The following is a 25,092-nucleotide window of genomic DNA, read 5'->3' as shown; positions in this document are numbered from 1 at the left end:
GCCAGCCTCGTGCTCCTTCAAAATGACGATGATCTGTTCGTCTGTGAAACGGTTGCGCTTCATTCCCTGGTCCTCTCAATGGGCCAGAGCTTACTTCAAAATGGATTATTTCAACGGGGCAAGGTCAACCACCCAACGCCATCTACAGCTCTGATTTCTATTGGTAATATGCTGATCGACTCAAAGCGCCGGGGGACAAGACTGCGACCCACTCGCCATTACTCTTGCCTAAGTGTTTCTCTACCCGCAGACTCAAGCGTAAGCGCTTAGCTGACGGCGTCTGACCTGAAGTTCCAGGGCATGAGGGCTTCGATTTCGGATGCGGGCCAGCCTTGAGCGATGCGGGTCAAGGTCTGCGAGAGCCAGTCGAGCGGATCGACGCCATTCATTTTGCAGGTCTGCAAGAGGGTGGCCACCGTCGCCCAGGTCCGTCCGCCACCTTCGCTTCCGGCGAATAGACTATTCTTCCTCGTAATCGTCTGGGGCCTGATCGCGCGTTCGACAATGTTGGAGTCGATCTCGATGCGACCGTCCGTTAAAAAGCGCTCCAGCGCCTCGCGCCGAGTGAGAGCATAGCGGATCGCCTCGGCGGTCTTGGACTTCCCGGAGACCTTGCCGAGCTCTCTTTCCCAAAGATCGAAGAGATTGGTGACAATGGCTGCGGATCTTCGCTGACGAAGGGTGGAGCGGCTGTCGGCATCCTTGCCACGAACCTCATCTTCGATGCGCCAGAGCTCGGTCATTGCCAGGACAGTGTCTGTGGCGGCCTGCGAGACTCCGCTGATGTGCAGGTCATAAAACTTGCGCCGTAGATGTGCCCAACATCCTGCAAGCTGGACCGTTTCGTTGCTGCCGGTTTTCGCCCGCGTCTTGGCGAGACTGGTATAGGCCGAGTAGCCATCCACTTGCAGGATGCCGGTGAATCCGGCGAGATGACGCGTCACGCAATCCGCGCCTCTGCTGTCTTCAAAACGATAGGCCACCATCGGCGGACTGGTTCCGCCATAGGGGCGGTCGTCGCGTGCGTAAGCCCAAAGCCAGGCCTTGGTGGTTTTGCCCGAACCGGGCGCAAGAGTGGGCAGGGTCGTCTCGTCGGCAAAGATCCTTTCGCCCTCCTTGACCCTCTCCAGGATATAATCGGCCAGCATCTGCAGTTCGAAGCCCAGATGCCCCATCCATTGGGCCATCAGCGATCGGCTGATCTCGACGCCATCACGCAAATAGATCGCTTCCTGCCGATAAAGAGGAAGACCATCGGCGTATTTGGAAACGGCGATATAGGCGAGCAGCCGTTCCGTCGGCAGGCCGCCTTCGATGATGTGTGCCGGCGCCAGGGCCTGGACCACGCCATCGCTGCCCCGGAAAGCGTACTTAGGGCGACGCGTCACGATGACCCTGAACTTCGGCGGCACGACGTCCAGCCGCTCCGAGCGGTCCTCTCCGATCAGAACCTTTGCCAGCCCCTCGCATCCGGCCGGGATTTCCGGCTCGATGACCTCCTCGATGCGCTCGAGATGGGCGGCAAAACCTTTGCGCGGACGCGGCGCGCGCTTCGGCTTGTCTTTGGCCGCGCGGTCGAGTTCGCTGCGGATTGCCGATAGGCCGGTTTCGACCTCTTCGAAAGCAAAGGAGACCTGCTCGTCGTTGACCCCGAGGCGGAGCCGCTCAGAGCGCTTGCCATTTTGCGTGCGCTGCAAAACCTTCATGATCAAGGTCAGGTTGGCAATCCGCTCGTTGGCGCTCTTCTCAACCGCCTCCAACCGCGCGATCTCAGCCTCGGCCGCCTTCAGCCGGGCCTCCTTCTCAGCCTGTTCGCGCGCCAGCGCGAGGACCATCGCTTTCAGCGCATCAACGTCGTCCGGCAGGTCGCTAAGGGGCAAATCCATGGGGTCATGTAGAGCACAAAAATAGCCGCTTTCCCAATCATTACAGCAGCATGATTCATCTTGCCGCAGTCCTGTTCAGCCCGTTAGCAACGGCCGCCTGACCTTGGTTGGCCGGATCTTTTTCCAATCCAGACCGGCTAGAAGCGCCATTAATTGCGAATGGTCCAGGCGTATCCGGGCGGCCGATATGCCCGGCCAGCAAAAGCTCTGCTCCTCGAGCGTTTTCGAATAGAGGCAGACGCCGCTGCCATCCCACCAGACGATGCGAACGCGGTCCGCCCGTTTCGACCGGAACACATAAAGCGCTCCGTTGAACGGGTCGAGACCGCCATCTCTGACCAGAGCCATCAAGGATGCCGCACCTTTGCGGAAGTCGACCGGCTGGCACGACACGTAAACGACGACGCCGGACGCGATCATGCCTTGCGGACCGCCCGGAGTATCTTCGCCAGGTGATCCGACTCGATATCGCCGGCGACGCGCACCACGACATCACCGATGACGATTTCCACCGTAGAACTTGCCACCGGCTCAACGCGCGCGAACTTGACCTCCGTCTTCGCGGCTTCCGTCAGGGGCGCAACCATCCCCGATGACAGCGCCTTGCGGCGCCACCCGTAAAGCTGCGAGGGATCCAATCCCTCAGCACGCGCAATTGCCGAGACATTGGCTCCAGGCAACAACGTCTCGGCAATCAGGCGCTCCTTCTCCTCGTCCGGCCAGTCGCGCGGCTTGCGTCGCGCCCGCACCGGCGCCGCCGTCAAAACCTCGAATGTTCGTGGCTGATTCACACTGTCGCTCATAGGATTCTCCGCATGACTCATGCAGAAAATCCCCGATCAGCGCGCCAAATGATACGTGGGGGTCCCTACGCGCTTACACTCAAGCTCGACCTTAAAAGAAAGCATCTGGATGACATCCTATGTAATGGAGCTTCGCGGTTTGATCGGAAACCGTTTACTTCTGCTCCCAGGGGTTGCCGCCGTCATTCATGACCACGCGGGCAATCTGCTCCTGCAAGAGAAGGCTTCCGGGGAAGGGTGGAGCCTGCCTGCAGGTGCAATCGAGCCTGGCGAGACGCCGCAGGAAGCGGTCGTTCGCGAAGTGGCGGAAGAGACTGGATTCGCGGTGTCCTCAACCAGCATTCTAGGCGTCTTCGGCGGCCGTGAGTTTAGGTACACCTACCCGAATGGTCATTCCGTCGAATACGTGGTGACACTGTTCAAATGCCAGGTGCTTCAAGGCAGAGGCGCGTGGACGGATACCGAGACGAAGTCGCTACGATATTTCGCCAAGGACGGCATGCCATCCCTCGCGCTCCCTTATCCTGTTTCGGCGCTATTCGCTTACTGACCTTCCGCCACTCTCTCTGTCGGCTTAACGATGGTTTGGACATCTCCGACAACACAACATCGAGTGTTTAAGGCATCGGCGCGGAACATGAAAAATCATGTATGTTGCGCCGCAACGCAATACGCTGTGGTGGCGCTGACAAGAGCGCGATCAAGTATTCAAGGATCATGGAATGGACTCGGCGTATCGCCTCCCAGAGGAATTCTACACGGATCGGTTTCTCGTGAGGCGGATTCAACCGTCTGATGCCAACGCCATCTTCGCGGGTTGGGCGACGGACCTGGAGGTGACGAAGTATCTCACCTGGCGTCCGCATACCGACCTTTCACAGACGCGAGAAGCTGCGGAACGCTCCCATCGGGAGTGGGAAGGCGGGGCCACGTTTCCGGCGGTAATCTGCCTACGAGACGCGCCAAGCGAACTTGTCGGGAGAATCGATGCGCGTTTGGTCGGGGCAAGAGTTTCCTACGGCTGGCTCATCCGCAAGGACCGCTGGGGACAGGGCGTTGCGAGCGAAGTGGTACATTGGGCGGTCAAGCATGCCCTGTCACATCCAATGATCTATCGCACGGAGGCAGCTTGTGATGTCATGAACGCGGCCTCGGCACGTGTGATGGAAAAAGCTGGCATGACCCAGGAAGCGTTGCTTCGGCGGTACCTCTTCCATCCAAATTTGTCGAATGAGCCAAGGGACGCTTTCCTGTATTCCAAGGTTCGCTAAGACCGCCGATGGAAGGCCCAGGTAGTCAGGACGCCATTTCAGGCCTGGTGGCATTTGCTACCTAACTTCGCGCATTTCAGACGCCTGGGGCGGAACATGGTGTAAGCGCAGCAATCCGCGGCTAAACTTTTAAACGCGGGTTGCCTGTTCAAAGCTCCGCCGCTCCACGTCCTCTGTTAGCTAGGGATCGGGGAATTGTTACTCCGAAAACCCAAGCCACTCCCAGAAGCAGCATATACAGCGTCGCTTCAACTGTCGTTCAGGATGCGGTAGACGGAAGCTCGACCGATACTAAGCCGGCGAGCGATTTCGCTGGCGCCTAGCCCGACCGCTTTCAACTCCCGAACTTCCATTTCCTTCCGCCGAGCGGTCGGTATACGACCTCTGTATTTCCCTGCAGCCTTCGCCGCAGCAATCCCTTCCCGCTGTCGAACTAACATTATGCTTCGTTCAAACTCGGCCATAGCTGCGAACACGGTGAGAAGCATTTTTCCGGAGGGAGACTTCGTATCCACAGCGCCCCCGCCAAAATCTAATATGCGCAGGGCGACATCTTTTTTTTCCATCTGCTCGACTAGCGAAAGCAAATGCGCCGTTGAGCGAGCCAGCCGGTCGAGCTTCGTCACACACAGCGTATCTCCCTCCCGGACAAAGTCTAGCGCCGCCTTTAACTGCTGCCGCTCTCCAACCGAAGAAACCTGTTCACTGAATATTTTGGTGCAACCAGTTGCATCAAGATCCCGCAATTGGGCTTGCAGGCCGGCCTCCTGTTCCGCAGTTGAGGTTCTTGCGTAGCCAATGATCATTTTAAGCCTCTGGTTCTCATATGCCTCATAGACACAATGAGAAAGTCTCTCAAAAACTCAAGAGCTAATTCCAATGAGACAGAGGCGGCATGGATGAATGGTGTCTCACTCGGGCAAGGTGATATGAGAACCGGGGATAGCTCGCGAGCTTACCAGCGCGTTCCGATCGTCCAACTCACGCAACGCGAGCCAGAAAGACCATAACAATCCGGTAGGCTGGCTCATAACAGCTCAGCACCTGCGGGTCCGGGTCAACCTCCCCATGTAACAGAGCGTTCCGCATTGCGTAGAGCGTTTCCACCAGCCCTGCTAGTAAGTCTTGAGGCAAGCATTGAAACTGCATAATCGCGACATCGAGTACCGGCCCGCCGCCAAGCACAAGATCAGCCATCGGGCGAGGATTGCAGGCATCGTAAAATTGCCTCAAAGCGGTTCTCTGCGGCTGCGACAGGTTGTTGTTGAAGTCAGGGTGTGCGTACATTTCATTCGCGTCGTACTGAGCCTGAACATACTGGAATTTTACATTCCCCGTTCTAGTTGAAGTCACAGTAATCTGATAGTGTCCTCCTTGTATTTTTGCAGCAGCGTATCTCTGGCCGTTCCGAACTAGTTCATCGTTCTGGAAATTGACTAGTGGTCGGATGCAGACCTCGCGAAGCGAAACACGCTCTAGCCTGCCTTTTGGGCGCACCTCGAACTGAATTGCGTCCAATCTCTGCTGCAAATCGCAAATGGCAAGTTTCAGGCGCTCAGCTTCCGCCGTAACGTTCCCGTTGCTTAGCAAGGGCAAGACATGTCGACGTAAACGGCTGTTGTGGTTCCGTACTACAAAGTCCAGCATCGCTCGTTCGCTATTCTGACCGCTATCGTGCCGATACCAGGCATTAAAAGCGGCCCACGCCTTCACGAACGGACCGATGTAATCGATCTCGGCTTTCTTCATCCACTCTTGCGCGTGAGGTGGTAGGGCCATCAGATCGTCTCTTCTGCCTGGGCAAGAAATGCCATAGCGGCTTGTTCCCCGTTTTCGATTGCGACTTCCACCGCCTGCTTGGCCGCCTCTAGTAGTTGTTTCGCACGCCGCTCGCTTTGGAACGCCGACATGATTGCGCTCCGAACGGATAGCTGAACCTCATCGGGGGCGTCCCAGATCACGATACGGGCGATGTCGTTGGGGTAGAGTTCGATTTGACCAGACGACCCCCTGATGTGACGCTCAATCTGCCACTGCCCAAGGGGGCTGTTGAGGAACACAGCCAGATAGACTGGGTCAAGACGCTCTGTGCGAAGCACAGTTACATGATTGTCTGGCAACGCTGGATTAGTGTGTAGATAGGGAGCGGCGCGGCCGATCGTCCCAACCCCGGTGCCGTTGAGAAGAACGTCCCCATTACCGATTACGACGGGCGAACCGTTCTCAACTGCGGTGCGATTGTCGCTCAGGATCACTCGGTTCGTTCGCACATGCTTTGAGTTAATTACCGGCAAGCCAGCGTCATCATAAACTGGCTGCCGCCCTCTCGCGTTGGTAGTCAGTATCGAGCCAAGCTCCGCAGCCCGCCCAGTGGCATTGAGGCGTTCCTCGACGTCAGCAAAGAGCGGACGAAAATACTGAGCGTCTAGCCGCCCGGTGGCGAACACAGCCGAAGCGGGTGCGGTAAAAGCTAGCGGTTCTGGCGGGAACCAATCGATCAGATTGAGGGCGGAAAGCAAAATCTGCTCTGCCCCGCGTGAAATTTCAGCCGCGTCACTTTCAAGCTGAACCGAACGCTCGATTACCTGATCTACCTTGTCCTCTAGCACGCCAAATCGAGGAACAAGCATATCAGCAAGGTATGGGGGGGCGATGTGAGGCTGGCCGGCCCCATATCCGCCGCGCAAGATAAGTGGCTTTCCTTTGGCACATTCCAGGAAGCTACTTAGGTAGCCGTTTGGAATGGTAGGCTCACGAATGACAAGGATGTCGGCGCACGCAAATGCTTCAGTGTTTTCCTTCCAAGGTGCGCTTTGACCGTAGTTAGCGCCGGTCCGCGTCACCAGGACGTCCCCACTCCGAAGTCGATTTCGCGCTACTGTGGCCCTCAAGTCCTCAGGCATGAAGCGGGGATCGGAGAGTTCGATCCGATTGGACCGAACGTTCTTCGCCATTACAGTTAGGAGCCCATCGTCTTCATATTCGCGTTTTACTTCAACAGGATGTTGAATTCGAGCGCATAGATCACGAAGTGGCTGATGGCGGGAACGTCTAATTCCTTCCAGAGCTTCCATCGCAGGGCGGGCAAAGAATTCCGCGTCTATCCGAAAACCAGGGTTCAGTTCTACCATCCGGGAAATTGGCAGGATCGAAGCATCAAGCCCCTTCAACAGACCGGTCAAGCGGCCTTGGTCGAAGGGGCGTCCCGAAAAAAACTCAGACCCTCCTTACGGGCGAATTCCTCAAATGCTTCTGCTATGCCGTCGTGCGTCAAGCCATCATGGTTGAACAAGTCGTGCTCGACGATGAAATGGCCATGCGCGTCGCGCAGAAACGTTCCGTCGGAGTTGCGCCGATAAACCTTGCGTCCAGAATTATCAACGCTCTCCACTTGCTGCGTACCAAAGAAGATGTCGTAATCCTCGACCCTCGGGCACAGCGGTCCAGCGTTCGGATCATCGTTCCATTTCTGCACAAACAGCACGCTTGTCTTGGTGCCAGTATGCGGTTTGAACGTGTTAGTATGCAATCCAACAACCGCGAGGATACGGCAGCGCTCCATGATAAAGTCGCGTAGCCGTTTATCCGATGAGTTGTTAAACCGGCCCTGCGGGAGAACAACTGCCATCCGTCCGCCGGGACGAAGAAAATCGAGGTTGCGCTCGATGAACAACAAGTCTCTCGCGACAGCTTTTTCCAGCTTCCCGTCCTTCTTATGAGCGAGATCAAAGGGCGAAAGCATGTCGGACTGCTTAATATCGCCTGCGAAGGGCGGGTTGGCCATCAGCACGTCAAAGCCAAAGCTTCGGTAATCGTGCTGGCGTGGGTTCTCGCGCAGCTTGCGCAACCGCCGCCAGCCATTGCCGTAGGTATCCAGCCAATCGTCTTGCTTCACTGTCTCGTCCCACTTAGTCCAGTCGAGCGTGTTGAGATGCAGGACGTTAGTCTCCCCATCGCCGGCGATGAGGTTCAGGCAGCGCGAGACACGGACGCTCTTCTCATCGAAGTCGACGGCGAAGACATTTTCACGGACGTAGTCGATGCACCGTGCCGGTTTTTCGTCCATCGTGAAAAGGTGGCTTTCCCCTTTTCCCATATCTTTGATGATCTGCCGCCAGACGTGGAACATGCTGTGCACGGTGAAGCCGGCTGAGCCGCACGCCGTGTCAATAACAGTCTCACCCTCTTTCGGGTTGACCATCCTGACGCACATATCGATCACCCAGCGGGGTGTAAAAAACTGGCCCTTTTCGCCCTTCGACGATTTTGAAACCAAATATTCGAATGCGTCGTCGATTACATCGAGGTTGGAATTGAAGAGTTTCCACTCCTCAAGGGAGCCCACGCAGACTTGCAGATGATCAGGCGACAGTCGTATGCGTTCCTCGTCGAGGAATACTCCTGGCCATTTTCTTTTGGCATCGTCGAAAAGGTTTTGGATCGCCACCTTTAGCTGAGCCGCGGTGTTCTGGTTTCGGAACCGGAGTGCAGTCCCGCGGCGGTGCGAGCTCATCTCGTCATACAGCTTTGTGAAGATCAGCTTGAAGACTTCTTCAAAGACATCGACCCCTGCGTTGGCAAGCACCTCGTCTTCCATGTCCTCGATAAGGTCACGCAGGGATCGAGCAAATTTTCCCTCCTTCACCCGTTCATCTTCAAGGTCGATCAAGGTCTGGATGGTCCAGGGCTGATCAACGACTTGCTCGATAGTCTGATCCGCGCGGGGCAGCTCGTGGATCGGCATGAAGTAGTTTGGGTTCTTACGATGCCATACTTCGGCCAGCACGCCGTCGCTCCACACTGCCAACGGTGCGCCAGTCGCATGGGCATAGGATCGTAGTTGCTCCTTCCCGTCCTTGTACTTCTTTTGCTTCACCTCAATGATGATGTAGGGGACTGTGGGCCGGTGCTCATCGAACACAACGATGTCGGCTCGCTTTGAAGTATCCCGTCCAAAAGTAATCGGATACTCAACCGCAATTCGAGACGGATTGTAGCCTAACTTATGGATCAGGCGCGAAAGCCATAGCTGCCGGGTACGTTCCTCTGGTTTGAGCTGAACCTCTCTTTCACGTATCAGGCAGTTAACGTATTCTGCCCACTTTCCCTTCGGCTCCCTTTTGACAACTCTGGCGTCGAGTGCCTGGTTCTCGCCTTCAGAAAAGAGAACAAATTCGTTGAATTCCGCGATAGTTTTCGAGCTCATGACCTGCTTTCTCCGCACAAGTATTGCACGGAAGCGTTGCGCATCTGCAAACTGGTTTGGGACGCCTTGTAGCGCACGGTGGCTCAGCGCAACAAGAACGAATTTGCCACGGCGTCAGATCGGCATTTAGAGGGCGGGGAGCTCGTTTCTGTGAACAAATGCGCGGTGCAGCAGCAAAAGCGCTATGCGCAACCTGTGCGAAAATATGTACACGAAATACCGACAGAAACTCTGATAATCATGCCATCAGTGCCCATTCCTACCTTGTAGGGCGCGGAGACGTAAGATGTTCAGTCCTAAAGTCGGGCAGCGACAGCTTCTCCCAATGGACTGCAAGCGTATCTGCTTCAAATCCCTCCCCGTATGAACGCCCGGTTTTCTGATCTCGGGACCATCCTTGAACGGCATCCGCGATTTCCTCGGAGACATGCGCCCGCCGCAATGCGTCTCGCAACGTGTGGCGAAACATGTGGAAGCAGTTTCCGCTTCCATCAGGCTTTACGCCAGCTTTCATTAGGAACCGAGAAAACCGCTTAGAAAAAAGGGTGCTTTTCTTGCCATCGGCTGCCTTAGGGACCTCCGGGAAAAGTTCTGCTCGGCCCGCCTTTCGAGCACGATGAACGAACTCCAAAAAACCGGCATCAATTAGCAAAGAGTGCATGGGAACTTCTCTTCTGCTTGCGAACGTTTTCAACTCCATTCCGTCGAAGTCCTTGTCCTCGTCGTCCTCCGCCAGATCTTCAGTCAGGAAAAAGAAAGGTGTGCCCAGCCTACTCTTTCGAATGTTGTCCACTCGAAGCTGAAGTATCTCGCCCAGCCTCATGCCGGTGAAGAGTGCAATCAGTGGCACCCAGTATCGGCTTCGTTTGATAATCAGAGGTCCCGGCTTTGCATATCCTCGTTCATCGTCCAAGCAACCAGTATATACGGGCGCTTGGAATATGGCATTCAACTCGTCGATGGTGAAGCTTCGGCGCTTGTGGGCGTCGGGAACTTTCAGTCCCCGGGGTCTGATATCCAAGGCAATCTGATTTGAAATGAAACCGTTGTTCGCGGCCCACTTGAATAGCCGCGTCATAAGGACAACGTACATCTCTTGCGTTTTGAATTTCATCAAAGGCAGTCGAAGGCGCTCGGTCTCGGCCACCATGTGTTCAAAGCTATCCGTGGCCTCAAATCTCTTTGAGTAATTCGACGGCAACCGAGAGACGGCATCGCGATATTGCAGCAGTTTATCTCTCGACACCCTGCTGATTAGCGTCTCCCCCCCAAGGAACCGGACGAGGAGTTCAAATCCCGCCTTATACTTCACAAGCGTCTTCGCAGCCTTTGGTTCGACGGTGATCTCATCTTTCCAGAATTTGTCGACGCTTTCTTGGACGTTCAAGCGACGGTTGACAGTCGCCGCTGTGGGATATTCCGCCTCTGAAAATCCACGAAACAGGGCATCCCTTGGATCATCGTCAAAATTGCCGTCTAGACGCTCAATTTCGATTGCGTACGAAGCGGCCAACGCTCTCCGAACAAGGTCGAGAAAGCCACCGTCTAGCCTCTGTCGCGTCTGAACTTGGTAGCCCTGGCTCTTTAGCAGCGCACGGGCTTCTTGATAAACCGTGTTATAAGCAACGGGATCATCATCTGGGTCGCGCAATCCCCCTAACTCTGCACTTAGTTCGATCCGGATGTCGCCCGCCGCTTCGCCATATTGCCGCGCCGTCTTCCTGCTCTCAACTGTAGAAAGCCGCTCTGCGAGGTAGGCCCTAGCAATCGCTATCGCCTCCTCCCGATCAACGCTGAACGTCTCCGACTTATCCGAATCCGTCTTTTTCAGCCCGGCAAACCGCTCTCGCCGCTGACGCATCGCCTCGTATTCGGCCTGCTTTTCGGCCGCAACGATGTGAAATCGGGTAAGCGCTTCGCGGTAGTCAGGAGTTTCTAGACTGATCCACTTCTCGCGCTCCTTATAAGCGCGAATAAGATCTTTAGGCACGCGAGCCCGATAATACCAAATGCGACCTCTGGTCACGAGACCTGGCGGTTTTGTCATGTCGTCCATGCCTGTGTGTAACACGTTTGTGTAGCAGCAGACGACAGAAGGCAGCCCTGCGGGGGCTTTAACACAGATTTTCGGGGCGGTTTAACGTTTTATGGCGGAGAGGGTGGGATTCGAACCCACGGTGCGGTTGCCCGCACGCCGCATTTCGAGTGCGGTGCTTTCGACCACTCAGCCACCTCTCCGCTTTGCTGGTCGGCGCTTGTTCGGCGCGGTCGGGTTCATAGCGGCAGATTCGAGTGCTGGCAAGGGCCTTGTTTGAAGAATATGTAACGGCCGCGTTGCTTTCGCCTTGACACGCCTGTGCAAATCCTTGTAATCCGCGCAATGAAGTGGTGTGGCCTAGCTTCACCGCAGCGGGTGCGATTTGCGCCTATTCACCGGTGGATATCCGAAAAGGAGATCCACTCAACTGTCGACTGAGAAAAAGACGGCCTTGTCTTCGGGCAGAGAGCCGGATCGAACATGAAAGGATAAAAAATGTTCGCAGTCATCAAGACCGGCGGTAAGCAGTACCGCGTGGCCGCCAACGACGTCCTCACCATCGAAAAGCTGGAAGGCGTTGCAGGCGACAAGATCGAATTCACCGAGATCCTGATGGTCGGCGTTGGCGCCGATGCAACCATCGGTGCTCCGTTTGTCGAAGGCGCCGTTGTCAGCGCTGAAGTTGTTGAGCAGGGTCGCGCCAAGAAGGTCATCGCCTTCAAGAAGCGTCGCCGCCAGAACTCCAAGCGCTCGCGCGGTCACCGCCAGCACCAGACGACCGTCCGCATCCTGGACATCGCTGCTGCCGGTGGCAAGGCAAAGAAGGCTTCGAAGAAGTCTGAAGCTGCCGCTGAAGCCGCTGCAAACTGAGTTCAGGGATCTAAGGTTTAAAGGAGAACACCAATGGCACACAAAAAAGCTGGCGGTTCGTCGCGTAACGGTCGCGATTCTGAGTCCAAGCGCCTTGGCGTGAAGAAGTTCGGCGGCGAGAACGTCATTGCAGGCAACATTATCGTGCGCCAGCGCGGTACGAAGTGGCATCCGGGCGCCAATGTCGGCCTCGGTAAGGACCACACGATTTTTGCACTTACGGCCGGCAACGTGGACTTCCGTACGAAGGCCAATGGCCGCGTGTACGTGTCTGTAATGCCGAAAGCCGAAGCAGCGGAATAAGCCGGTAGCGCTCTAAAACAGCCGGCGTCTCATCGACCCGGCTGACGCACCTGATGGTTCCAAGCCAGACTTCAAAGGGGAGATGGGGCAATACCCAACTCCCCTTTTTCGTTTCTGGAGGAAACCATGCAAACCGAGTTGTTGAGGGAAGACCAATCCCGGTCTCCCGAGCAGAGGCTGAGGCCCCAACGGTCAAGGACCGATTGCCCGATATTGTTGTCACCCCGGCTCGTTCTGCGCGCGCCCCATGAAGACGATATCGACGCCCTTGCCCATCTTGCCAACAATGCCAATGTCGCGACCATGGTTTCGCGCATGCCGCACCCGTATACGACGGCCGATGCCGCCGACTTCGTGCGACGCGCGAAAGCCGGCACGATTGGCAAGTGCGTCTACGCGATTACCAAAGCGGACAATGGCGCATTTCTCGGTTGTTGCGGTATCGAGCCGCATCCCGATGGCAAGACGGCGGAGCTCGGCTATTGGCTGGGCGAGCCCTATTGGAACCAGGGCTATGCCACCGAGGCCGCCCAGGTCCTGACCGACATGGCCTTCCGCACCCGCGACATCGACCAGATCGATGCGCGCTGCCGGGTCATGAACTTGGCATCGCGCCGGGTCATCCAGAAGTGCGGTTTCCAGTTCCAGGGCAGCGGCATGGTCGGCAGCCTGGCGCTCGGCGGCTCGATCGCCGTCGAATGGTACCGACTCGACCGCAAGACCTGGGTCTCCTTGAGAAGCTGGGGAGGCATGCGATGAACGCGCTCGCTTCCGAACGCCAGCGGATCGTTGCCCGCCCCGGTCCCGGCCCCTGCCCGGTCATCGAGACCAAGCGCCTGGTTCTGCGCCCGCATCGGCGAAACGACGCCGAGGCGATCGCCCAGTCACTCGGCGATTTCCAGGTGGCGCGCATGCTGGCGCGCGTTCCCGCGCCCTACGATCAGCAGGACGCGCTCGACTGGCTGACGGCGCAGACTTCAGGTTTGACGCCAGACTGGACCTTCGCCGTCACCACCGGTGACGACGTGCACATCGGCTGCGTCGGCATCGAGCTCCGCCACGGCCAATGGCATGTCGGCTACTGGCTGAACCGCTTCTACTGGGGGAAGGGCTTTGCCTCGGAGGCCACCTATGCGGCGGTCGAGCGCTTCTTCCGCCGCATGCCCGAAACGACCCTGCATTCCGGCGTCTTTGCCGACAATCCGGGATCGCTGAAGGTGCAGGAGAAGATCGGCTTCCAGATCACCGGCTGCGCCCAGGTCTATGCGCTCGCGCGCAACGCCATGGTCGCCCATATCGAGACGCGGCTGACCGCCGCCGATCTGCGCCGACCGCACTAGAGAACATCCCCGCGAAGCTCGGGCTTCGCGGGGACTTTTTTGTCATGCGAGCGTGAAACCGACAGGCAGGTGGTCGGAACCCTTGGCCTCATAGTCGGTCCAGGCATCGGTGAGACGAGACGCAAGGCCGGCGCTCAAGAAACAATAGTCGAGATGCATGCGTTTTTCGGGGTTTTCGGGATGGATCCAGCTATAGCTTTCAGGCGTCAGGCGGCCGAGATGGGCAAGCGCATCGACCGGATTCTCAAGCCGCAGCGAACGGCCGTAGAAGGCGTCGCGCGAGCCGGTCATCGCGCAGTATTCCGGCGTCTCCGGCTCCATGTTGAAATCGCCCATGACGACGAAGTCCTCCGGATGCGGCGGCTCGGCCATGCCGAAATCGGCCGCCCCGGTGATCGCGCCGCCTTCGAGCGGATAACCGAGCAGCCGCTCCTTGAGATAACGGATCTGGGCAATACGCTCGGCCGGCAGCACATGATCGAGATGCACGGAATAGACCCGGAGTGGACCGTCGGGCGTTGCGATCAGCGCTTCCGTCGCACCGCGCTGCAGGTTCATCGGGCTGATTGTGCGGGTGCGCGGCAAGGGGATGAGCCGGGTTGCAAGGATCGGCCAGCGCGACAGGATCATGTTGCCGAACTGGAAGCGCCGGCTGACGGCGCGTCCATCCTCGATCGCCGAACCGATGTCGATGTCGCAAGGCGCGTGGAAGGCCGCGAAATGGCCAGGAAACAGCTTTTCGAAGCGGGTGACGAGATCGACATGGCCGTTGCGGTGGAAGCCGCGCGTCACTTCCTGAAGCGCGATGATGTCGACCTCCCCGATCGAGGCGGCGATACGCTCGGGATCGAAGCGGCCGTCGAGGCCGATGCCGTATTGGATGTTGTAGCTAACGAACCGCACGATATTCTTTGACCTCCGAATAAACCGCCTATATCGATGGCGGCAAATTACAGCACCGCGCATCCTTTAGGACCTGCAAAGGTCGCTGTAACACTTTCTAAGACCGCGCACTTACACCGAACAGATGGCAGCCCAATGAAATTTCTCGACGAAACGAAAGTCTATATCCGCTCCGGCGACGGTGGCGCAGGCGCCGTCTCGTTCCGGCGCGAGAAGTTCATCGAGTTCGGCGGACCGGACGGCGGCGACGGCGGCCGTGGCGGAGACGTCTGGGTTGAGGCCGTCAACGGTCTGAACACGCTCATCGACTTCCGTTACCAACAGCACTTCAAGGCCAAGACCGGCCAGCACGGCATGGGCCGCAACCGCACCGGCGCCGGCGGCGACGACGTGACGCTGAAGGTCCCGGTCGGCACCCAGATCTTCGAGGAAGATAACGAGACGCTGATCGTCGACATGGTCGCCGAGGGCCAGCGCTATCGGCTGGCCGCCGGTGGCAATGGCGGCTTCGGCAACGCCCGCTTCAAGTCCGCGACCAACCAGGCGCCGAACTGGGCCAACCCCGGTCTCGAGGGCGACGAGAAGACGCTCTGGCTGCGGCTGAAGCTGATCGCCGATGCCGGTCTCGTCGGTCTGCCGAACGCCGGCAAGTCGACCTTCCTTGCCGCCTGCACGCGCGCTCGCCCGAAGATCGCCAACTATCCGTTCACGACGCTGCATCCCAATCTCGGCGTCGCCACCATCGACGGCAACGAGTTCATTATCGCCGACATTCCCGGCCTGATCGAAGGTGCGCATGAAGGTGTGGGCATCGGCGACCGCTTCCTCGGCCATGTCGAGCGCACGCGCGTGCTGCTGCACCTCGTCTCCGCCCAGGAGGAAGATGTCGCCAAGGCCTATAAGACGGTCAGGCACGAGCTCGAAGCCTATGGCGGCGGGCTGGAAGACAAGCCGCAGATCGTCGCGCTGTCGCAGATCGACGTGCTCGACGAGGACGAGCTGAAGGTGAAAGCCAAGGCGCTGGCCAAGGCCTGCGGCGAGCAGCCCCTGCTGCTCTCTGCCGCCGTCGGCAAGGGCATGACCGAAGCGCTGCGAGCGTTGCGCAGCGTCATCGTCGCCGCCAAGGCCGGTGAAGGCTATGGCGAGGAGAACCTCTGAGATGACCAAGACCCGCAAGCCGCTTTTGAAGTATCGCCGGGTCGTCATCAAGATCGGGTCGGCATTGCTGGTCGACCGCGTCACCGGGCTGAAGAAGGCCTGGCTTGACGCCATGTGCGCCGACATTGCCGGCCTCAAGGCCAAGGGCGTCGAAGTGCTCGTCGTCTCCTCGGGCGCGATCGCGCTCGGCCGTACCGTGCTCAACCTGCCGGCAGGTGCCCTGAAGCTCGAAGAGAGCCAGGCGGCCGCCGCCGTCGGCCAGATTGCGCTCGCGCGCGCCTGGTCGGAGAGCCTTTCGACCGATGCCATCGTCGCCGGACAGGTGCTGCTGACACTCGGCGACACGGAAGAGCGCCGCCGCTACTTGAACGCCCGCGCCACCATCAACCAGCTGCTGAAGCTCGGCGCCGTGCCCATCATCAACGAGAACGATACGGTCGCGACCACAGAAATCCGCTATGGCGACAACGATCGCCTCGCCGCCCGCGTCGCCACCATGGTCGGCGCCGATTTGCTGGTGCTGCTCTCCGATATCGATGGGCTCTACACGGCCCCGCCGCATCTCGACCCGAACGCCCGCTTCCTCGAAACGATCGCCGAGATCACCCCTGAGATCGAGGCCATGGCCGGGGGTGCGGCATCCGAGCTTTCGCGCGGTGGCATGCGCACCAAGATCGATGCCGGCAAGATCGCCACGACCGCCGGCTGCGCCATGATCATCGCCTCAGGCAAGCCGAACCATCCGCTGGCGGCGATCGAGGACGGTGCCCGTTCGTCCTGGTTCGCACCATCAGGCTCGCCGGTGACCGCGCGCAAGACCTGGATTGCCGGGCAATTGCTGCCGGCCGGAACGCTTGCCGTCGATGCCGGTGCCGAAGAGGCGCTGCGCTCGGGCAAGAGCCTGCTGCCGGCCGGCGTCCGTGACGTGACGGGCAGCTTCAGCCGCGGTGACACCATCGCCATTCTCGGCACCTCCGGCCGCGAGATCGCCCGTGGTCTTGCCGGCTACGATGCCGACGAAGCCCGCCAGATCGCCGGCAAGAAATCGTCCGAGATCGCCGCGATCCTCGGCTATGCCGGCCGCGCCGCCATGGTGCACCGCGACGATATGGTGATGACCGGAAAACGCGCTGAGGCCGAGGGCAGCCGGAAGGATGAAGTCCATGCTTGACGAGGTGAAAAACAAGGGCGACGTCGAGACCGTCATGCTGGAGATCGGCCGCAACGCCAAGGCCGCCAGCCGACCGCTTGCCATCGCCAGCGCCGAACGCAAGCACGCCGCCCTGATCGCCATGGCCGATGCGATCGTCGCCCGCACGGACGAGATCCTCTCGGCCAATGCGATCGACCTTGAAAACGCCCGCGAAGGCGGCGTCGCCGCCTCTTTCATCGACCGCCTGACGCTGAGCGAAGGCCGCATCCGCGACATGGCAAACGGCATTCGCGCGATTGCCGAGTTCAAGGATCCGGTCGGTGACATCATTGCCGAATGGGACCGGCCGAACGGCCTGCACATCGAGCGCGTGCGTACGCCGCTCGGCGTCATTGGCGTCATCTATGAAAGCCGGCCGAACGTGACGGCTGATGCCGGCGCGCTGTGCCTCAAGGCCGGCAACGCCGTGATCCTGCGCGGCGGCTCCGACAGCTTCCATTCCTCCGGCGCGATCCATGCCTGCCTCGTCGAAGGGCTGAAGGCCACCGGCCTGCCGGAACATGCGATCCAGATGGTGCCGGTCTCTGACCGCGCGGCCGTCGGCGCCATGCTCTCGGGTCTTGGCGGCACGATTGATGTGATTGTACCGCGCGGTGGCAAGAGCCTCGTCGCCCGGGTGCAGAACGAAGCGCGCGTGCCGGTCTTTGCCCATCTCGAAGGCCTCTGCCACATCTATGTCGATGCCTCTGCCGATCTAGCCATGGCGGAAAAGATCGTCGTCAACGCCAAGATGCGCCGCACCGGCATCTGCGGTGCTGCCGAAACACTGCTGATCGACCGCAACGACGCCGACCGACTGGTCAAGCCGCTGCTGAACGCCCTGCTGTCAGCGGGCTGCGAAGTACGCGTCTCCGACGAGCTCTCAGGCGCGGTCGACGGCCTGAAGGAAGCGACCGACGAGGATTGGGCAACGGAATATCTCGACGCCATCATCTCGGTGAAGCTGGTCGACGGGATCGCCGGTGCGATCGAGCACATCGGGACCTGGTCGTCGGCCCACACGGAGGCCGTCATCGCCGAGGATCCCGGGGTCGTCGAGCGTTTCTTCTCGGAGATCGATTCCGCGATCTTGCTGCATAACGCCTCGACCCAGTTTGCCGATGGCGGCGAATTCGGCATGGGCGGTGAAATCGGCATCGCCACGGGCAAGATGCATGCGCGCGGACCGGTCGGCGTCGAACAGCTGACCTCTTTCAAGTATCGGGTGCGTGGTGCTGGACAGGTCAGGCCCTGAGGTGACGGCAGGCAGGGTGAACGCCCGCTACCTGCGCATGCCCCATGTCGAAGCCGGCATGGTGGTGGGCCTCTTCGGCGGATCCTTCAACCCGCCGCATGAGGGCCATGTGCTCGTTGCCGACACGGCGATCCAACGGCTCGGGCTCGACCAGCTCTGGTGGATGGTGACCCCCGGCAATCCGCTGAAGGACCACAACAATCTGGCGCCGCTTGCCGACCGCATCGCCATGAGCGAAACGATCGCACACAACCCGCGCATCAAGGTGACGGCCTTCGAAAAGGCGTTGGGGCAGAGCTATACCGCCCGCACGCTCGAAATCGTGCAGGCGCGAAACCGCGATATTCGCTTTGTCTGGATCATGGGCGCCGACAACCTGAAGAGCTTCCATCGCTGGCAGAACTGGCAGAAGATCGCCCGCACTTTTCCGATCGCCGTCATCGATCGGCCGGGCTCGACGCTCGCCTATCTCTCCTCGCGCATGGCGAAAACCTTCGACTATGCTCGCATCGACGAGGACGACGCGCGGCGCCTCCCCTTCCACCGCGCGCCTGCCTGGACCTTCATCCATGGACCGCGCTCATCGATGAGTTCGACGGCGCTTCGCGCCGCCGGTGGAGTATGATTTCCAGGGATTCAGTTCTGCTGTCTTGAAACAGCTACGGTTTGATGCCTACATTCATGGACGGTTCGATCTTTGTTCGAATCGGAAGTGCCTGTTCTGTTCATGTGGAAAGGAAAGACCCTGACAACAGCACACGCCAAGGGATATGCGGTTACCGCATTCCCGCGCAGCACGGGATCTAGCGACGAAGCCGCTGTCCGTGCGCTTCAACTGGTCCTCGAGAGCCTAGAGGACTCGAAGGCAGAAGACATCGTCAGCATCAACATTGCCGGAAAGTCGGCGCTGGGAGACTTCATGGTCGTTGTCTCCGGGCGATCGAACAGGCATGTGATGGCCATTGCAGATCACCTGACGACCGATCTGAAAGACGGGGGCTTTGGCAATGCCCGTGTCGAAGGTCTGGAAGGCGGTGACTGGGTGCTGATCGACACCGGTGATGTGATCGTTCACATCTTCCGGCCGGAAATCCGGGAGTTCTACAACATCGAGAAGATGTGGGCGGCTCCCGAGATCGAGGACGGCACCTTGCATTGAGACCGACCGGGTCGCCGCGCAGCTGAATGCCGGACGAGCCGAGTTGCGGTCATGCATGAATGTGAAGGGCTGGCGCCGCCTTGGGCGGCGTTGTCAGCCGGATATTTGTTGCGACTGATCGTAACCTGCAGGCCCGTCAACCGGACAAGGCGCGCAACGACGCTGTAAGGCTCCAGGAACGCGGTATAAGATTCTCCTTGAATCGACCCGATTTCAGGAACTATGCAGTGCGCGTTGCAGTGCAAGCGAGGACGGACAAGGTCATGCGTATCGGACTTTTCGCAGTCGGCCGCCTCAAGGCGGGGCCGGAAAAGGATCTTGCGGCCCGTTATCTCGATCGCTTCTCCAGGGCCGGTCCGGCGATCGGGCTTGAGCTTTCCCGCGTCGTCGAAGTCAACGAAAGCCGTGCTTCGAACGCCGAGACGCGCAAGCGCGAGGAAGCCACACAGCTCGAAAAGGCACTGGCCGAAGGCAGTCTGCTCGTGCTCTTGGACGAACGCGGCAAGGCGCTGGATTCGGAAGGCTTCTCATCGCTTCTCGGCACGTTCCGAGACAGCGGCAAGCGTGACCTGATGATCGCGATCGGTGGCGCCGATGGTCTCGATCCGAGCCTTCATGCCCGCGCCGATGCGGTGCTGAACCTTGGAAAGATGACCTGGCCGCACCAGCTCGTGCGCATCCTGATCGCCGAACAGCTCTATCGGGCCGTCACCATTCTCTCCGGCCACCCCTATCATCGGGTCTGAAGCGGCGGGGCTGCTTTTCGGGCAACCTCTCCCGGTACACGCGGCGATAACGAGAATATGCTTGGTCGTGCGCGCCAAATCAGATTAGGTTTTTTCCTCATATTTTCGGATGGACGCACGCAACGGATGACGCCCCGAGGCAGGACCAGCGTTTTCGGCATGGGAAGAGACGGCACAGGACGGCTTGCCCGTACTGCGGCGGCCTTTGCGCTTGCGCTTGCGATCGGCCTGCCGGCGAGCGCCCAGGAGGCCACGCCGCCCGACGTTACATTGCCCGCCGCCACGACCGGTCAGGAACAGGGCCCGCCCGACCCCGCCGCCGACCTCACGCTTCGCCGCAACAGTACGCGCAGCGAACTGGATGCGCTCTCCAAGACGATCACGCTTTCCCAGGAGCGCGCCAATGCGCTGACGGAAACCATTGCCGAAATCGACAAGACCAACGAGACGCTGCGCGCCGCAATCGTCGAGTCCGCGAAGAAACGCCAGGATCTCGAACAGCAGATCGTCGATGGCGAGAAGAAGCTGAGCGACCTTAGAACCAAGGAAGACACGGTCCGTCGCTCGCTGCGCTCACGCCGGGGCGTGCTTGCCGAGGTGCTCGCCGCCCTGCAGCGGATGGGACGCAACCCGCCGCCGGCGATCCTGGTGACGCCTGAGGATGCGCTCGGCTCCGTGCGCAGCGCCATCCTGCTTGGCGCCGTCGTGCCCGGCCTGCGCAAGGAAACCGAAAACCTGGTGGCCGACCTCAAGGCGCTCGCCGACATCCGCACCGGCATTGACCGGCAGCGCGAGGACCTGACTGCGGCAATGACCGCCAATGTCGAGGAAGAGCGCCGCATGTCGATGCTGGTTGCCGAAAAGGAAAAGCTGCGCCAGACGAGCGCCAGCGAACTTGCGGCCGAGCAGCGCAAGGCGCAGGAACTGGCCTCGCAGGCGACCAATCTCCAGGGCCTGATCGGCTCGCTCGAGGACCAGATCTCCTCCGTTCGCGAGGCTGCCGAAGCGGCGCGCGCGCAGGAGGAAGAACGCCGTCGTATGAGCGAGGCAGAGCGCGAGGCGGCCCGGGAACTCGCCCGCAATGCGGTGCCTGACAAAAACCGCATTGCGCCCGCATATGTGTTTTCGGAGCTGAGGAACAAGCTTGCCTATCCGGCCGCGGGATCGCTGTTGCGCAAATTCGGCGATGCAGACGGCACGGGGCATTCCCTGCAAGGGATCATGTTGGAAACCAATCCCGGCGCGCTGGTGACTGCGCCGTCAGATGGCTGGATCGTCTATGCAGGCAATTTCCGCAGTTATGGGCAGATGATCATTCTCAACCCGGGCGACGGCTACCACGTCGTGCTTTCGGGGATGGAGAAGGTGAGCGTTCAGACTGGGCAGTTCGTCGTCGCCGGAGAACCGCTGGCGACGATGGGCGCAAAAAGAGTGGCGAGCGCTGCGGCCTTGGCGCTGGAAACGGACCGGCCGACGCTTTACATTGAATTCCGAAAAGACGGAAAACCGGTTGATTCCCGACCATGGTGGACCGCAGCAGAGGTTGGAAAGGCGCGAAATGATACGTAGGGCTTCACTTGTTCTGGTCGGGGCGCTGATGGGCGCGACCGCGATGGGCGTGGTTTATTCGGCTGTCGTTCCGGCCGTCGCTGCCAACACCTCGACCTATCGCGAACTGGCAATCTTCGGCGACGTGTTCGAACGCGTGCGGGCGCAATACGTGACGCCGCCGCAGGACGACAAGCTGATCGAGAACGCGATCAACGGCATGCTTTCCTCGCTCGACCCGCATTCGAGCTACATGAACTCGACCGATGCCGAGGACATGCGCACCCAGACGCGCGGTGAATTCGGCGGCCTCGGCATCGAAGTGACGATGGAAGACGACCTCGTCAAGGTCACGAGCCCGATCGACGACACACCTGCGGCCCGCGCCGGCGTGCTTGCCGGCGACTTCATTTCCAAGATCGACGGTGCGGATGTTCGCGGGCTGAAGCTCGAAGACGCCGTCGAAAAGATGCGCGGCGCCATCGGCACCCCGATCAAGCTGACGATCCTGCGCAAGGGCGCGGACAAGCCGATCGAACTGACGATCGTCCGCGACGTCATCGCCGTTCGTGCGGTCAAGTTCCGCACCGAAGGCGACGTCGGCTACCTGCGCGTCATATCCTTCACCGAAAAGACCTATGACGACCTGAAGAAGGGCATCGAGAAGATCAAGGCGGAAGTGCCGGCCGATAAGCTGAAGGGCTACGTGCTCGACCTGCGCCTCAACCCGGGCGGTCTGCTCGACCAGGCGATCAACGTCTCCGACGCCTTCCTGGAACGTGGCGAAGTCGTTTCGACCCGCGGCCGCAACCCGGACGAGACCCGTCGCTTCAACGCCACGCCGGGCGATCTGACCGATGGTAAGCCGGTAGTCGTGCTGGTCAACGGCGGCTCGGCCTCCGCTTCGGAAATCGTCGCCGGCGCCCTGCAGGACCTGAAGCGCGCGACCGTGCTCGGCACGCGCTCCTTCGGCAAGGGTTCGGTCCAGACGATCATCCCCCTCGGCGAAGCCGGTGCGCTGCGTCTGACGACAGCGCTCTACTACACGCCGTCGGGCAAATCGATCCAGGGCACGGGCATTACGCCCGACATCAAGGTCGAACAGCCGCTGCCGCCGGAACTGCTCGGCAAGGTCGAGGCTCAGGGCGAGTCCGATCTGCGCGGCCACATCCAGGGCCAGAGCGAGACCGACGAAGGCTCCGGCTCGGTCGCCTATGTGCCGCCGGAAGCCAAGGACGACCTGCAGCTGAACTACGCGCTCGACCTTCTGCGCGGCAAGAAGACGGACCCGTCCTTCCCGGCGAGCCCCGAGCAGGCTCAGCTGAAGAAGTAAGCCTCACAGTCACGAAACGAAGCGCCGCATGTTCACCCGAACATGCGGCGCTTCGCATTTGGCCCCATGACTGGGTCGGCCGATGCACTGGTCAAGCCTTCGCCACTAAATTATAGGGTTAGCAAGCGCTGCCGCGGCCACTGATTCTTCGAAGGCATACGGCGTGCGACGGGAGAGGATCGGCACGCGTCCTGGCGCCGGCCTCGCTCTAGCGGCAACATCCCACAGCTCGACCGAGGCTTCGTTTGGGAACTGATCTCAATGCTCCGCTCGGCCAGAACCGGCGGGCCAAGCCAGTGTCGAAGCGCAATCCCCAGCGAACGCTCGGGTTTTCTCTTGCCGGCCTTTGCATCGCCGCGGTGATTGGCATTTCCGCCTGGAACACGCTTTCGCCGGACGGTTTGCGGCGTGATTCCGCATCGCCGGTCGTAACGGCCGAGAAAGCGAAGAGCCCAGGCGACAAGGCATCCAACCCGGCCAGCGGCCAGACGGGCGTCGGCTCCGGAACGATGGCACCGGGAACGGCCTATTCCGGCGCCGATGTCGAGCGCACGCTTACCGACGACGGCTCCACCGTCACGACGTTCTCGCCGCGCAGCCGCGACGGCAAGGGACCGGCCCTCATCAATGTCGGTCCGATCCGCGGCCAGGATCCGCGCATGGCGGCGATGCCCAATGACGACCTGCTGGAAGAAAGCCCCGCCGGACGCCTGCCGATCATCGGCCCCGACGGGCTGCGTCCGCTCGATCAATATGCGCGCCCCTGGTCGGGCGCGCGCGGCACACGCATCGCACTTGTCGTCGGCGGGCTCGGCCTCAGCCAGACGGGAACCCAGAAGGCGATCCGCGACCTGCCGGGCGAGGTGACGCTCGGCTTTGCCACGGCTGGAAACAGCCTGCAGCGCTGGATGCAGGAAGCGCGCCGCAGCGGCCACGAGATCCTGTTGCAGCTTCCGATGGAGCCGTTCGACTATCCGGCCAACGATCCGGGCCCCAATGCGCTGCGCGTCGGCCTCGGCGAAAAGAAGAACCTCGCGGAACTGCACCGCAACCTCGCCGAGATCACCAATTATACCGGCGTCATGAATTATCTTGGCGGCCGCTTCCTGTCCGATGCCGATGCGCTGGAGCCGGTCATGCGCGATCTCGGCAAGCGCGGCCTGCTGTTCCTCGACGATGGCACCTCGGCGCAGTCCCTGTCCGGCAAGCTTGCCGGCGCCTTCGACGTGCCGCACGGCTTTGCCGACCTGACGCTCGACAGCGAACTCAGCCGCAACGCGATCCTGAAGAAGCTTGATGAGCTCGAACGCATCGCGCGCCGCAACGGTACCGCCATTGGCGTCGCTTCTGCCTTCGACGAGAGCGTCGGCGCGATCGCCTCCTGGATCGGTGAAGCGCAGGGGCGCGGCATCGAGATCGTCGGCGTTTCCGCGCTCGTCAAGGATCCGCAACAGAACTAGCTTAAAGCCGTCCCCACGGGACCAATGAACGTTTGCACAGAAGAGGCAGCCGATGAGCAAGGACAAGAAACTGAAGGCGGATGACCTTCCCTATCGCCCCTGTGTCGGGGTGATGGTGCTGAACCGGGCGGGCCTCGTCTGGGCCGGTCATCGTATCGCCGTCGGCAATTCCGAATATGACGGCTCGCCGCGGCAATGGCAGATGCCGCAGGGCGGCATTGACAAGGGAGAGGATCCGCTGAAGGCCGCCTATCGCGAGCTTTACGAAGAGACCGGCATGAGCACCGTCTCGCTGCTGGCCGAAGCGCCCGGCTGGATCAACTACGACCTGCCCGAACATCTGATCGGTATCGGCCTCAAGGGCAAGTATCGCGGCCAGACGCAGCGCTGGTATGCCTTCCGCTTTGAAGGCGAGGAAAACGAGATCGCCATCAACCCGCCGCCGGGCGGACATGAGCCGGAGTTCGACGCCTGGGAATGGAAGCCGATGCGCGACCTGCCGGAGCTGATCGTGCCGTTCAAGCGCAAGGTCTACGAGGAAGTGGTTGCGGCTTTCGCGCATCTGGCGCCGTGAACCGGACCTGCCCGTTCCTGAAACGACAAAGGCCGGCGATATCGCCG

General features: G+C 60.1%; 25 protein-coding genes and 1 tRNA gene. 16 read left to right on the top strand and 10 right to left on the bottom strand.

The genetic code is table 11. The features are described from left to right. Positions 1-266: 266 nt before the first annotated feature. The 3 genes from IB279_RS25540 to IB279_RS25530 all read right to left on the bottom strand — a co-directional run bounded on the left by IB279_RS25540 (position 267) and on the right by IB279_RS25530 (position 2,710). Entirely contained in the window at positions 267-1,886 is a 1,620-nt protein-coding gene (locus IB279_RS25540; protein WP_113189390.1) for an IS66 family transposase, read from the bottom strand. A gap of 75 nt (positions 1,887-1,961) precedes the next feature. After that, positions 1,962-2,306: an IS66 family insertion sequence element accessory protein TnpB gene (gene tnpB / locus IB279_RS25535; protein ID WP_003537853.1), complete on the bottom strand. Its 345-nt coding sequence runs from the start codon at positions 2,304-2,306 to the stop codon at positions 1,962-1,964. Then, positions 2,303-2,710: a transposase gene (locus IB279_RS25530; RefSeq protein ID WP_246802101.1), complete on the bottom strand. Its 408-nt coding sequence runs from the start codon at positions 2,708-2,710 to the stop codon at positions 2,303-2,305. The genes tnpB and IB279_RS25530 overlap by 4 nt, the downstream gene beginning before the upstream one ends. 88 nt (positions 2,711-2,798) lie before the next feature. On the opposite strand from IB279_RS25530, the gene IB279_RS25525 reads away from it, so the two are divergent. Further along, on the top strand, positions 2,799-3,239 hold the full coding sequence (locus IB279_RS25525; RefSeq protein ID WP_192339944.1) for an NUDIX domain-containing protein: 441 nt from the start codon (positions 2,799-2,801) through the stop codon (positions 3,237-3,239). Positions 3,240-3,411: 172 nt separating this feature from the next. After that, the gene (locus tag IB279_RS25520) at positions 3,412-3,960 is read left to right on the top strand and encodes a GNAT family N-acetyltransferase (RefSeq protein ID WP_192339942.1); all 549 of its coding nucleotides are present in this window, start codon (positions 3,412-3,414) and stop codon (positions 3,958-3,960) included. A 248-nt stretch (positions 3,961-4,208) separates the two neighbouring features. Here IB279_RS25520 and IB279_RS25515 read toward each other — a convergent pair whose 3' ends face one another. The 6 genes from IB279_RS25515 to IB279_RS25490 all read right to left on the bottom strand — a co-directional run bounded on the left by IB279_RS25515 (position 4,209) and on the right by IB279_RS25490 (position 11,404). Further along, complete coding sequence (locus IB279_RS25515) at positions 4,209-4,766, bottom strand: recombinase family protein (RefSeq protein ID WP_192339940.1); 558 nt, start codon at positions 4,764-4,766, stop codon at positions 4,209-4,211. Positions 4,767-4,941: 175 nt separating this feature from the next. Beyond that, positions 4,942-5,739: a hypothetical protein gene (locus tag IB279_RS25510; protein ID WP_192339938.1), complete on the bottom strand. Its 798-nt coding sequence runs from the start codon at positions 5,737-5,739 to the stop codon at positions 4,942-4,944. After that, the gene (locus IB279_RS25505) at positions 5,739-7,142 is read right to left on the bottom strand and encodes a restriction endonuclease subunit S (protein ID WP_192339936.1); all 1,404 of its coding nucleotides are present in this window, start codon (positions 7,140-7,142) and stop codon (positions 5,739-5,741) included. Before IB279_RS25505 ends, IB279_RS25510 begins: the two co-directional genes overlap by 1 nt. Then, a complete protein-coding gene (locus tag IB279_RS25500) occupies positions 7,139-9,166 on the bottom strand; it encodes an N-6 DNA methylase (protein ID WP_192339934.1) in 2,028 nt (675 codons plus the stop codon). Before IB279_RS25500 ends, IB279_RS25505 begins: the two co-directional genes overlap by 4 nt. A gap of 259 nt (positions 9,167-9,425) precedes the next feature. Continuing rightward, positions 9,426-11,222: a site-specific integrase gene (locus tag IB279_RS25495; protein WP_192339931.1), complete on the bottom strand. Its 1,797-nt coding sequence runs from the start codon at positions 11,220-11,222 to the stop codon at positions 9,426-9,428. Between the two features lie 92 nt (positions 11,223-11,314). Next, positions 11,315-11,404: transfer RNA gene (locus IB279_RS25490), tRNA-Ser, on the bottom strand. A 295-nt stretch (positions 11,405-11,699) separates the two neighbouring features. Between IB279_RS25490 and rplU the strand changes: the two genes are divergently transcribed. The 4 genes from rplU (at position 11,700) to IB279_RS25470 (ending at position 13,717) form a co-directional block, all read left to right on the top strand. After that, the gene (gene rplU / locus IB279_RS25485) at positions 11,700-12,074 is read left to right on the top strand and encodes a 50S ribosomal protein L21 (protein ID WP_034802644.1); all 375 of its coding nucleotides are present in this window, start codon (positions 11,700-11,702) and stop codon (positions 12,072-12,074) included. Positions 12,075-12,107: 33 nt separating this feature from the next. After that, positions 12,108-12,377, top strand: coding sequence for a 50S ribosomal protein L27 (rpmA, locus tag IB279_RS25480; protein WP_034802646.1), 270 nt, complete (start codon positions 12,108-12,110; stop codon positions 12,375-12,377). 126 nt (positions 12,378-12,503) lie between these two features. After that, positions 12,504-13,136 (top strand): GNAT family N-acetyltransferase, encoded by a 633-nt coding sequence (locus IB279_RS25475; protein WP_034802649.1) that lies wholly within the window; start codon positions 12,504-12,506, stop codon positions 13,134-13,136. Beyond that, the gene (locus tag IB279_RS25470; protein WP_034802652.1) at positions 13,133-13,717 is read left to right on the top strand and encodes a GNAT family N-acetyltransferase; all 585 of its coding nucleotides are present in this window, start codon (positions 13,133-13,135) and stop codon (positions 13,715-13,717) included. Before IB279_RS25475 ends, IB279_RS25470 begins: the two co-directional genes overlap by 4 nt. Before the next feature lie 42 nt (positions 13,718-13,759). Here the strand turns inward: IB279_RS25470 and IB279_RS25465 are convergent, their stop codons facing one another. Beyond that, a complete protein-coding gene (locus tag IB279_RS25465; protein ID WP_192339929.1) occupies positions 13,760-14,620 on the bottom strand; it encodes an endonuclease/exonuclease/phosphatase family protein in 861 nt (286 codons plus the stop codon). A 135-nt stretch (positions 14,621-14,755) separates the two neighbouring features. Between IB279_RS25465 and obgE the strand changes: the two genes are divergently transcribed. From obgE to IB279_RS25415, 10 genes are all read left to right on the top strand, one after another. Beyond that, positions 14,756-15,778: a GTPase ObgE gene (obgE, locus tag IB279_RS25460; protein ID WP_060521425.1), complete on the top strand. Its 1,023-nt coding sequence runs from the start codon at positions 14,756-14,758 to the stop codon at positions 15,776-15,778. A gap of 1 nt (position 15,779) precedes the next feature. Continuing rightward, complete coding sequence (gene proB / locus IB279_RS25455) at positions 15,780-16,949, top strand: glutamate 5-kinase (protein WP_112771737.1); 1,170 nt, start codon at positions 15,780-15,782, stop codon at positions 16,947-16,949. Next, positions 16,942-18,225: a glutamate-5-semialdehyde dehydrogenase gene (locus tag IB279_RS25450; protein WP_112771780.1), complete on the top strand. Its 1,284-nt coding sequence runs from the start codon at positions 16,942-16,944 to the stop codon at positions 18,223-18,225. The genes proB and IB279_RS25450 overlap by 8 nt, the downstream gene beginning before the upstream one ends. A 16-nt stretch (positions 18,226-18,241) precedes the next feature. Then, entirely contained in the window at positions 18,242-18,850 is a 609-nt protein-coding gene (locus IB279_RS25445) for a nicotinate-nucleotide adenylyltransferase (protein ID WP_127889609.1), read from the top strand. Between the two features lie 102 nt (positions 18,851-18,952). After that, positions 18,953-19,384: a ribosome silencing factor gene (rsfS, locus tag IB279_RS25440; protein ID WP_034802667.1), complete on the top strand. Its 432-nt coding sequence runs from the start codon at positions 18,953-18,955 to the stop codon at positions 19,382-19,384. 263 nt (positions 19,385-19,647) lie between these two features. Next, the gene (gene rlmH, locus IB279_RS25435) at positions 19,648-20,130 is read left to right on the top strand and encodes a 23S rRNA (pseudouridine(1915)-N(3))-methyltransferase RlmH (RefSeq protein WP_112771735.1); all 483 of its coding nucleotides are present in this window, start codon (positions 19,648-19,650) and stop codon (positions 20,128-20,130) included. Positions 20,131-20,289: 159 nt separating this feature from the next. Next, on the top strand, positions 20,290-21,699 hold the full coding sequence (locus IB279_RS25430; RefSeq protein ID WP_112771734.1) for a murein hydrolase activator EnvC: 1,410 nt from the start codon (positions 20,290-20,292) through the stop codon (positions 21,697-21,699). Next, the gene (locus IB279_RS25425) at positions 21,689-23,011 is read left to right on the top strand and encodes a S41 family peptidase (protein WP_034802677.1); all 1,323 of its coding nucleotides are present in this window, start codon (positions 21,689-21,691) and stop codon (positions 23,009-23,011) included. Before IB279_RS25430 ends, IB279_RS25425 begins: the two co-directional genes overlap by 11 nt. Positions 23,012-23,256: 245 nt before the next feature. Further along, on the top strand, positions 23,257-24,471 hold the full coding sequence (locus IB279_RS25420) for a divergent polysaccharide deacetylase family protein (protein WP_034802692.1): 1,215 nt from the start codon (positions 23,257-23,259) through the stop codon (positions 24,469-24,471). Between the two features lie 52 nt (positions 24,472-24,523). Then, entirely contained in the window at positions 24,524-25,045 is a 522-nt protein-coding gene (locus IB279_RS25415) for an RNA pyrophosphohydrolase (protein ID WP_192339927.1), read from the top strand. Positions 25,046-25,092 lie beyond the last annotated feature (47 nt).

The sequence above is a fragment of the Ensifer sp. ENS06 genome, from assembly GCF_014852205.1.
GTDB classification, from domain to species: domain Bacteria; phylum Pseudomonadota; class Alphaproteobacteria; order Rhizobiales; family Rhizobiaceae; genus Ensifer; species Ensifer adhaerens.
The sequence above is the reverse complement of the archived record's forward strand: the minus strand, read 5'-3'. Positions and strand labels throughout refer to the sequence as shown.

What these genes read in the sequence shown, in the direction of transcription:
- IB279_RS25515 (WP_192339940.1), bottom strand. Translation starts at nt 4,766, where the DNA reads ATGATCATTGGCTACGCAAGAACCTCAACTGCGGAACAGGAGGCCGGC.
- obgE (WP_060521425.1), top strand. Translation starts at nt 14,756, where the DNA reads ATGAAATTTCTCGACGAAACGAAAGTCTATATCCGCTCCGGCGACGGT.
- rsfS (WP_034802667.1), top strand. Translation starts at nt 18,953, where the DNA reads ATGTGGAAAGGAAAGACCCTGACAACAGCACACGCCAAGGGATATGCG.
- IB279_RS25530 (WP_246802101.1), bottom strand. Translation starts at nt 2,710, where the DNA reads ATGAGTCATGCGGAGAATCCTATGAGCGACAGTGTGAATCAGCCACGA.
- IB279_RS25475 (WP_034802649.1), top strand. Translation starts at nt 12,504, where the DNA reads ATGCAAACCGAGTTGTTGAGGGAAGACCAATCCCGGTCTCCCGAGCAG.
- proB (WP_112771737.1), top strand. Translation starts at nt 15,780, where the DNA reads ATGACCAAGACCCGCAAGCCGCTTTTGAAGTATCGCCGGGTCGTCATC.
- IB279_RS25415 (WP_192339927.1), top strand. Translation starts at nt 24,524, where the DNA reads ATGAGCAAGGACAAGAAACTGAAGGCGGATGACCTTCCCTATCGCCCC.
- IB279_RS25500 (WP_192339934.1), bottom strand. Translation starts at nt 9,166, where the DNA reads ATGAGCTCGAAAACTATCGCGGAATTCAACGAATTTGTTCTCTTTTCT.
- IB279_RS25450 (WP_112771780.1), top strand. Translation starts at nt 16,942, where the DNA reads ATGCTTGACGAGGTGAAAAACAAGGGCGACGTCGAGACCGTCATGCTG.
- IB279_RS25495 (WP_192339931.1), bottom strand. Translation starts at nt 11,222, where the DNA reads ATGGACGACATGACAAAACCGCCAGGTCTCGTGACCAGAGGTCGCATT.
- IB279_RS25540 (WP_113189390.1), bottom strand. Translation starts at nt 1,886, where the DNA reads ATGGATTTGCCCCTTAGCGACCTGCCGGACGACGTTGATGCGCTGAAA.
- rlmH (WP_112771735.1), top strand. Translation starts at nt 19,648, where the DNA reads ATGCGTATCGGACTTTTCGCAGTCGGCCGCCTCAAGGCGGGGCCGGAA.
- IB279_RS25430 (WP_112771734.1), top strand. Translation starts at nt 20,290, where the DNA reads ATGGGAAGAGACGGCACAGGACGGCTTGCCCGTACTGCGGCGGCCTTT.
- IB279_RS25425 (WP_034802677.1), top strand. Translation starts at nt 21,689, where the DNA reads ATGATACGTAGGGCTTCACTTGTTCTGGTCGGGGCGCTGATGGGCGCG.
- rplU (WP_034802644.1), top strand. Translation starts at nt 11,700, where the DNA reads ATGTTCGCAGTCATCAAGACCGGCGGTAAGCAGTACCGCGTGGCCGCC.
- IB279_RS25510 (WP_192339938.1), bottom strand. Translation starts at nt 5,739, where the DNA reads ATGGCCCTACCACCTCACGCGCAAGAGTGGATGAAGAAAGCCGAGATC.
- tnpB (WP_003537853.1), bottom strand. Translation starts at nt 2,306, where the DNA reads ATGATCGCGTCCGGCGTCGTCGTTTACGTGTCGTGCCAGCCGGTCGAC.
- IB279_RS25525 (WP_192339944.1), top strand. Translation starts at nt 2,799, where the DNA reads ATGACATCCTATGTAATGGAGCTTCGCGGTTTGATCGGAAACCGTTTA.
- IB279_RS25470 (WP_034802652.1), top strand. Translation starts at nt 13,133, where the DNA reads ATGAACGCGCTCGCTTCCGAACGCCAGCGGATCGTTGCCCGCCCCGGT.
- IB279_RS25520 (WP_192339942.1), top strand. Translation starts at nt 3,412, where the DNA reads ATGGACTCGGCGTATCGCCTCCCAGAGGAATTCTACACGGATCGGTTT.
- rpmA (WP_034802646.1), top strand. Translation starts at nt 12,108, where the DNA reads ATGGCACACAAAAAAGCTGGCGGTTCGTCGCGTAACGGTCGCGATTCT.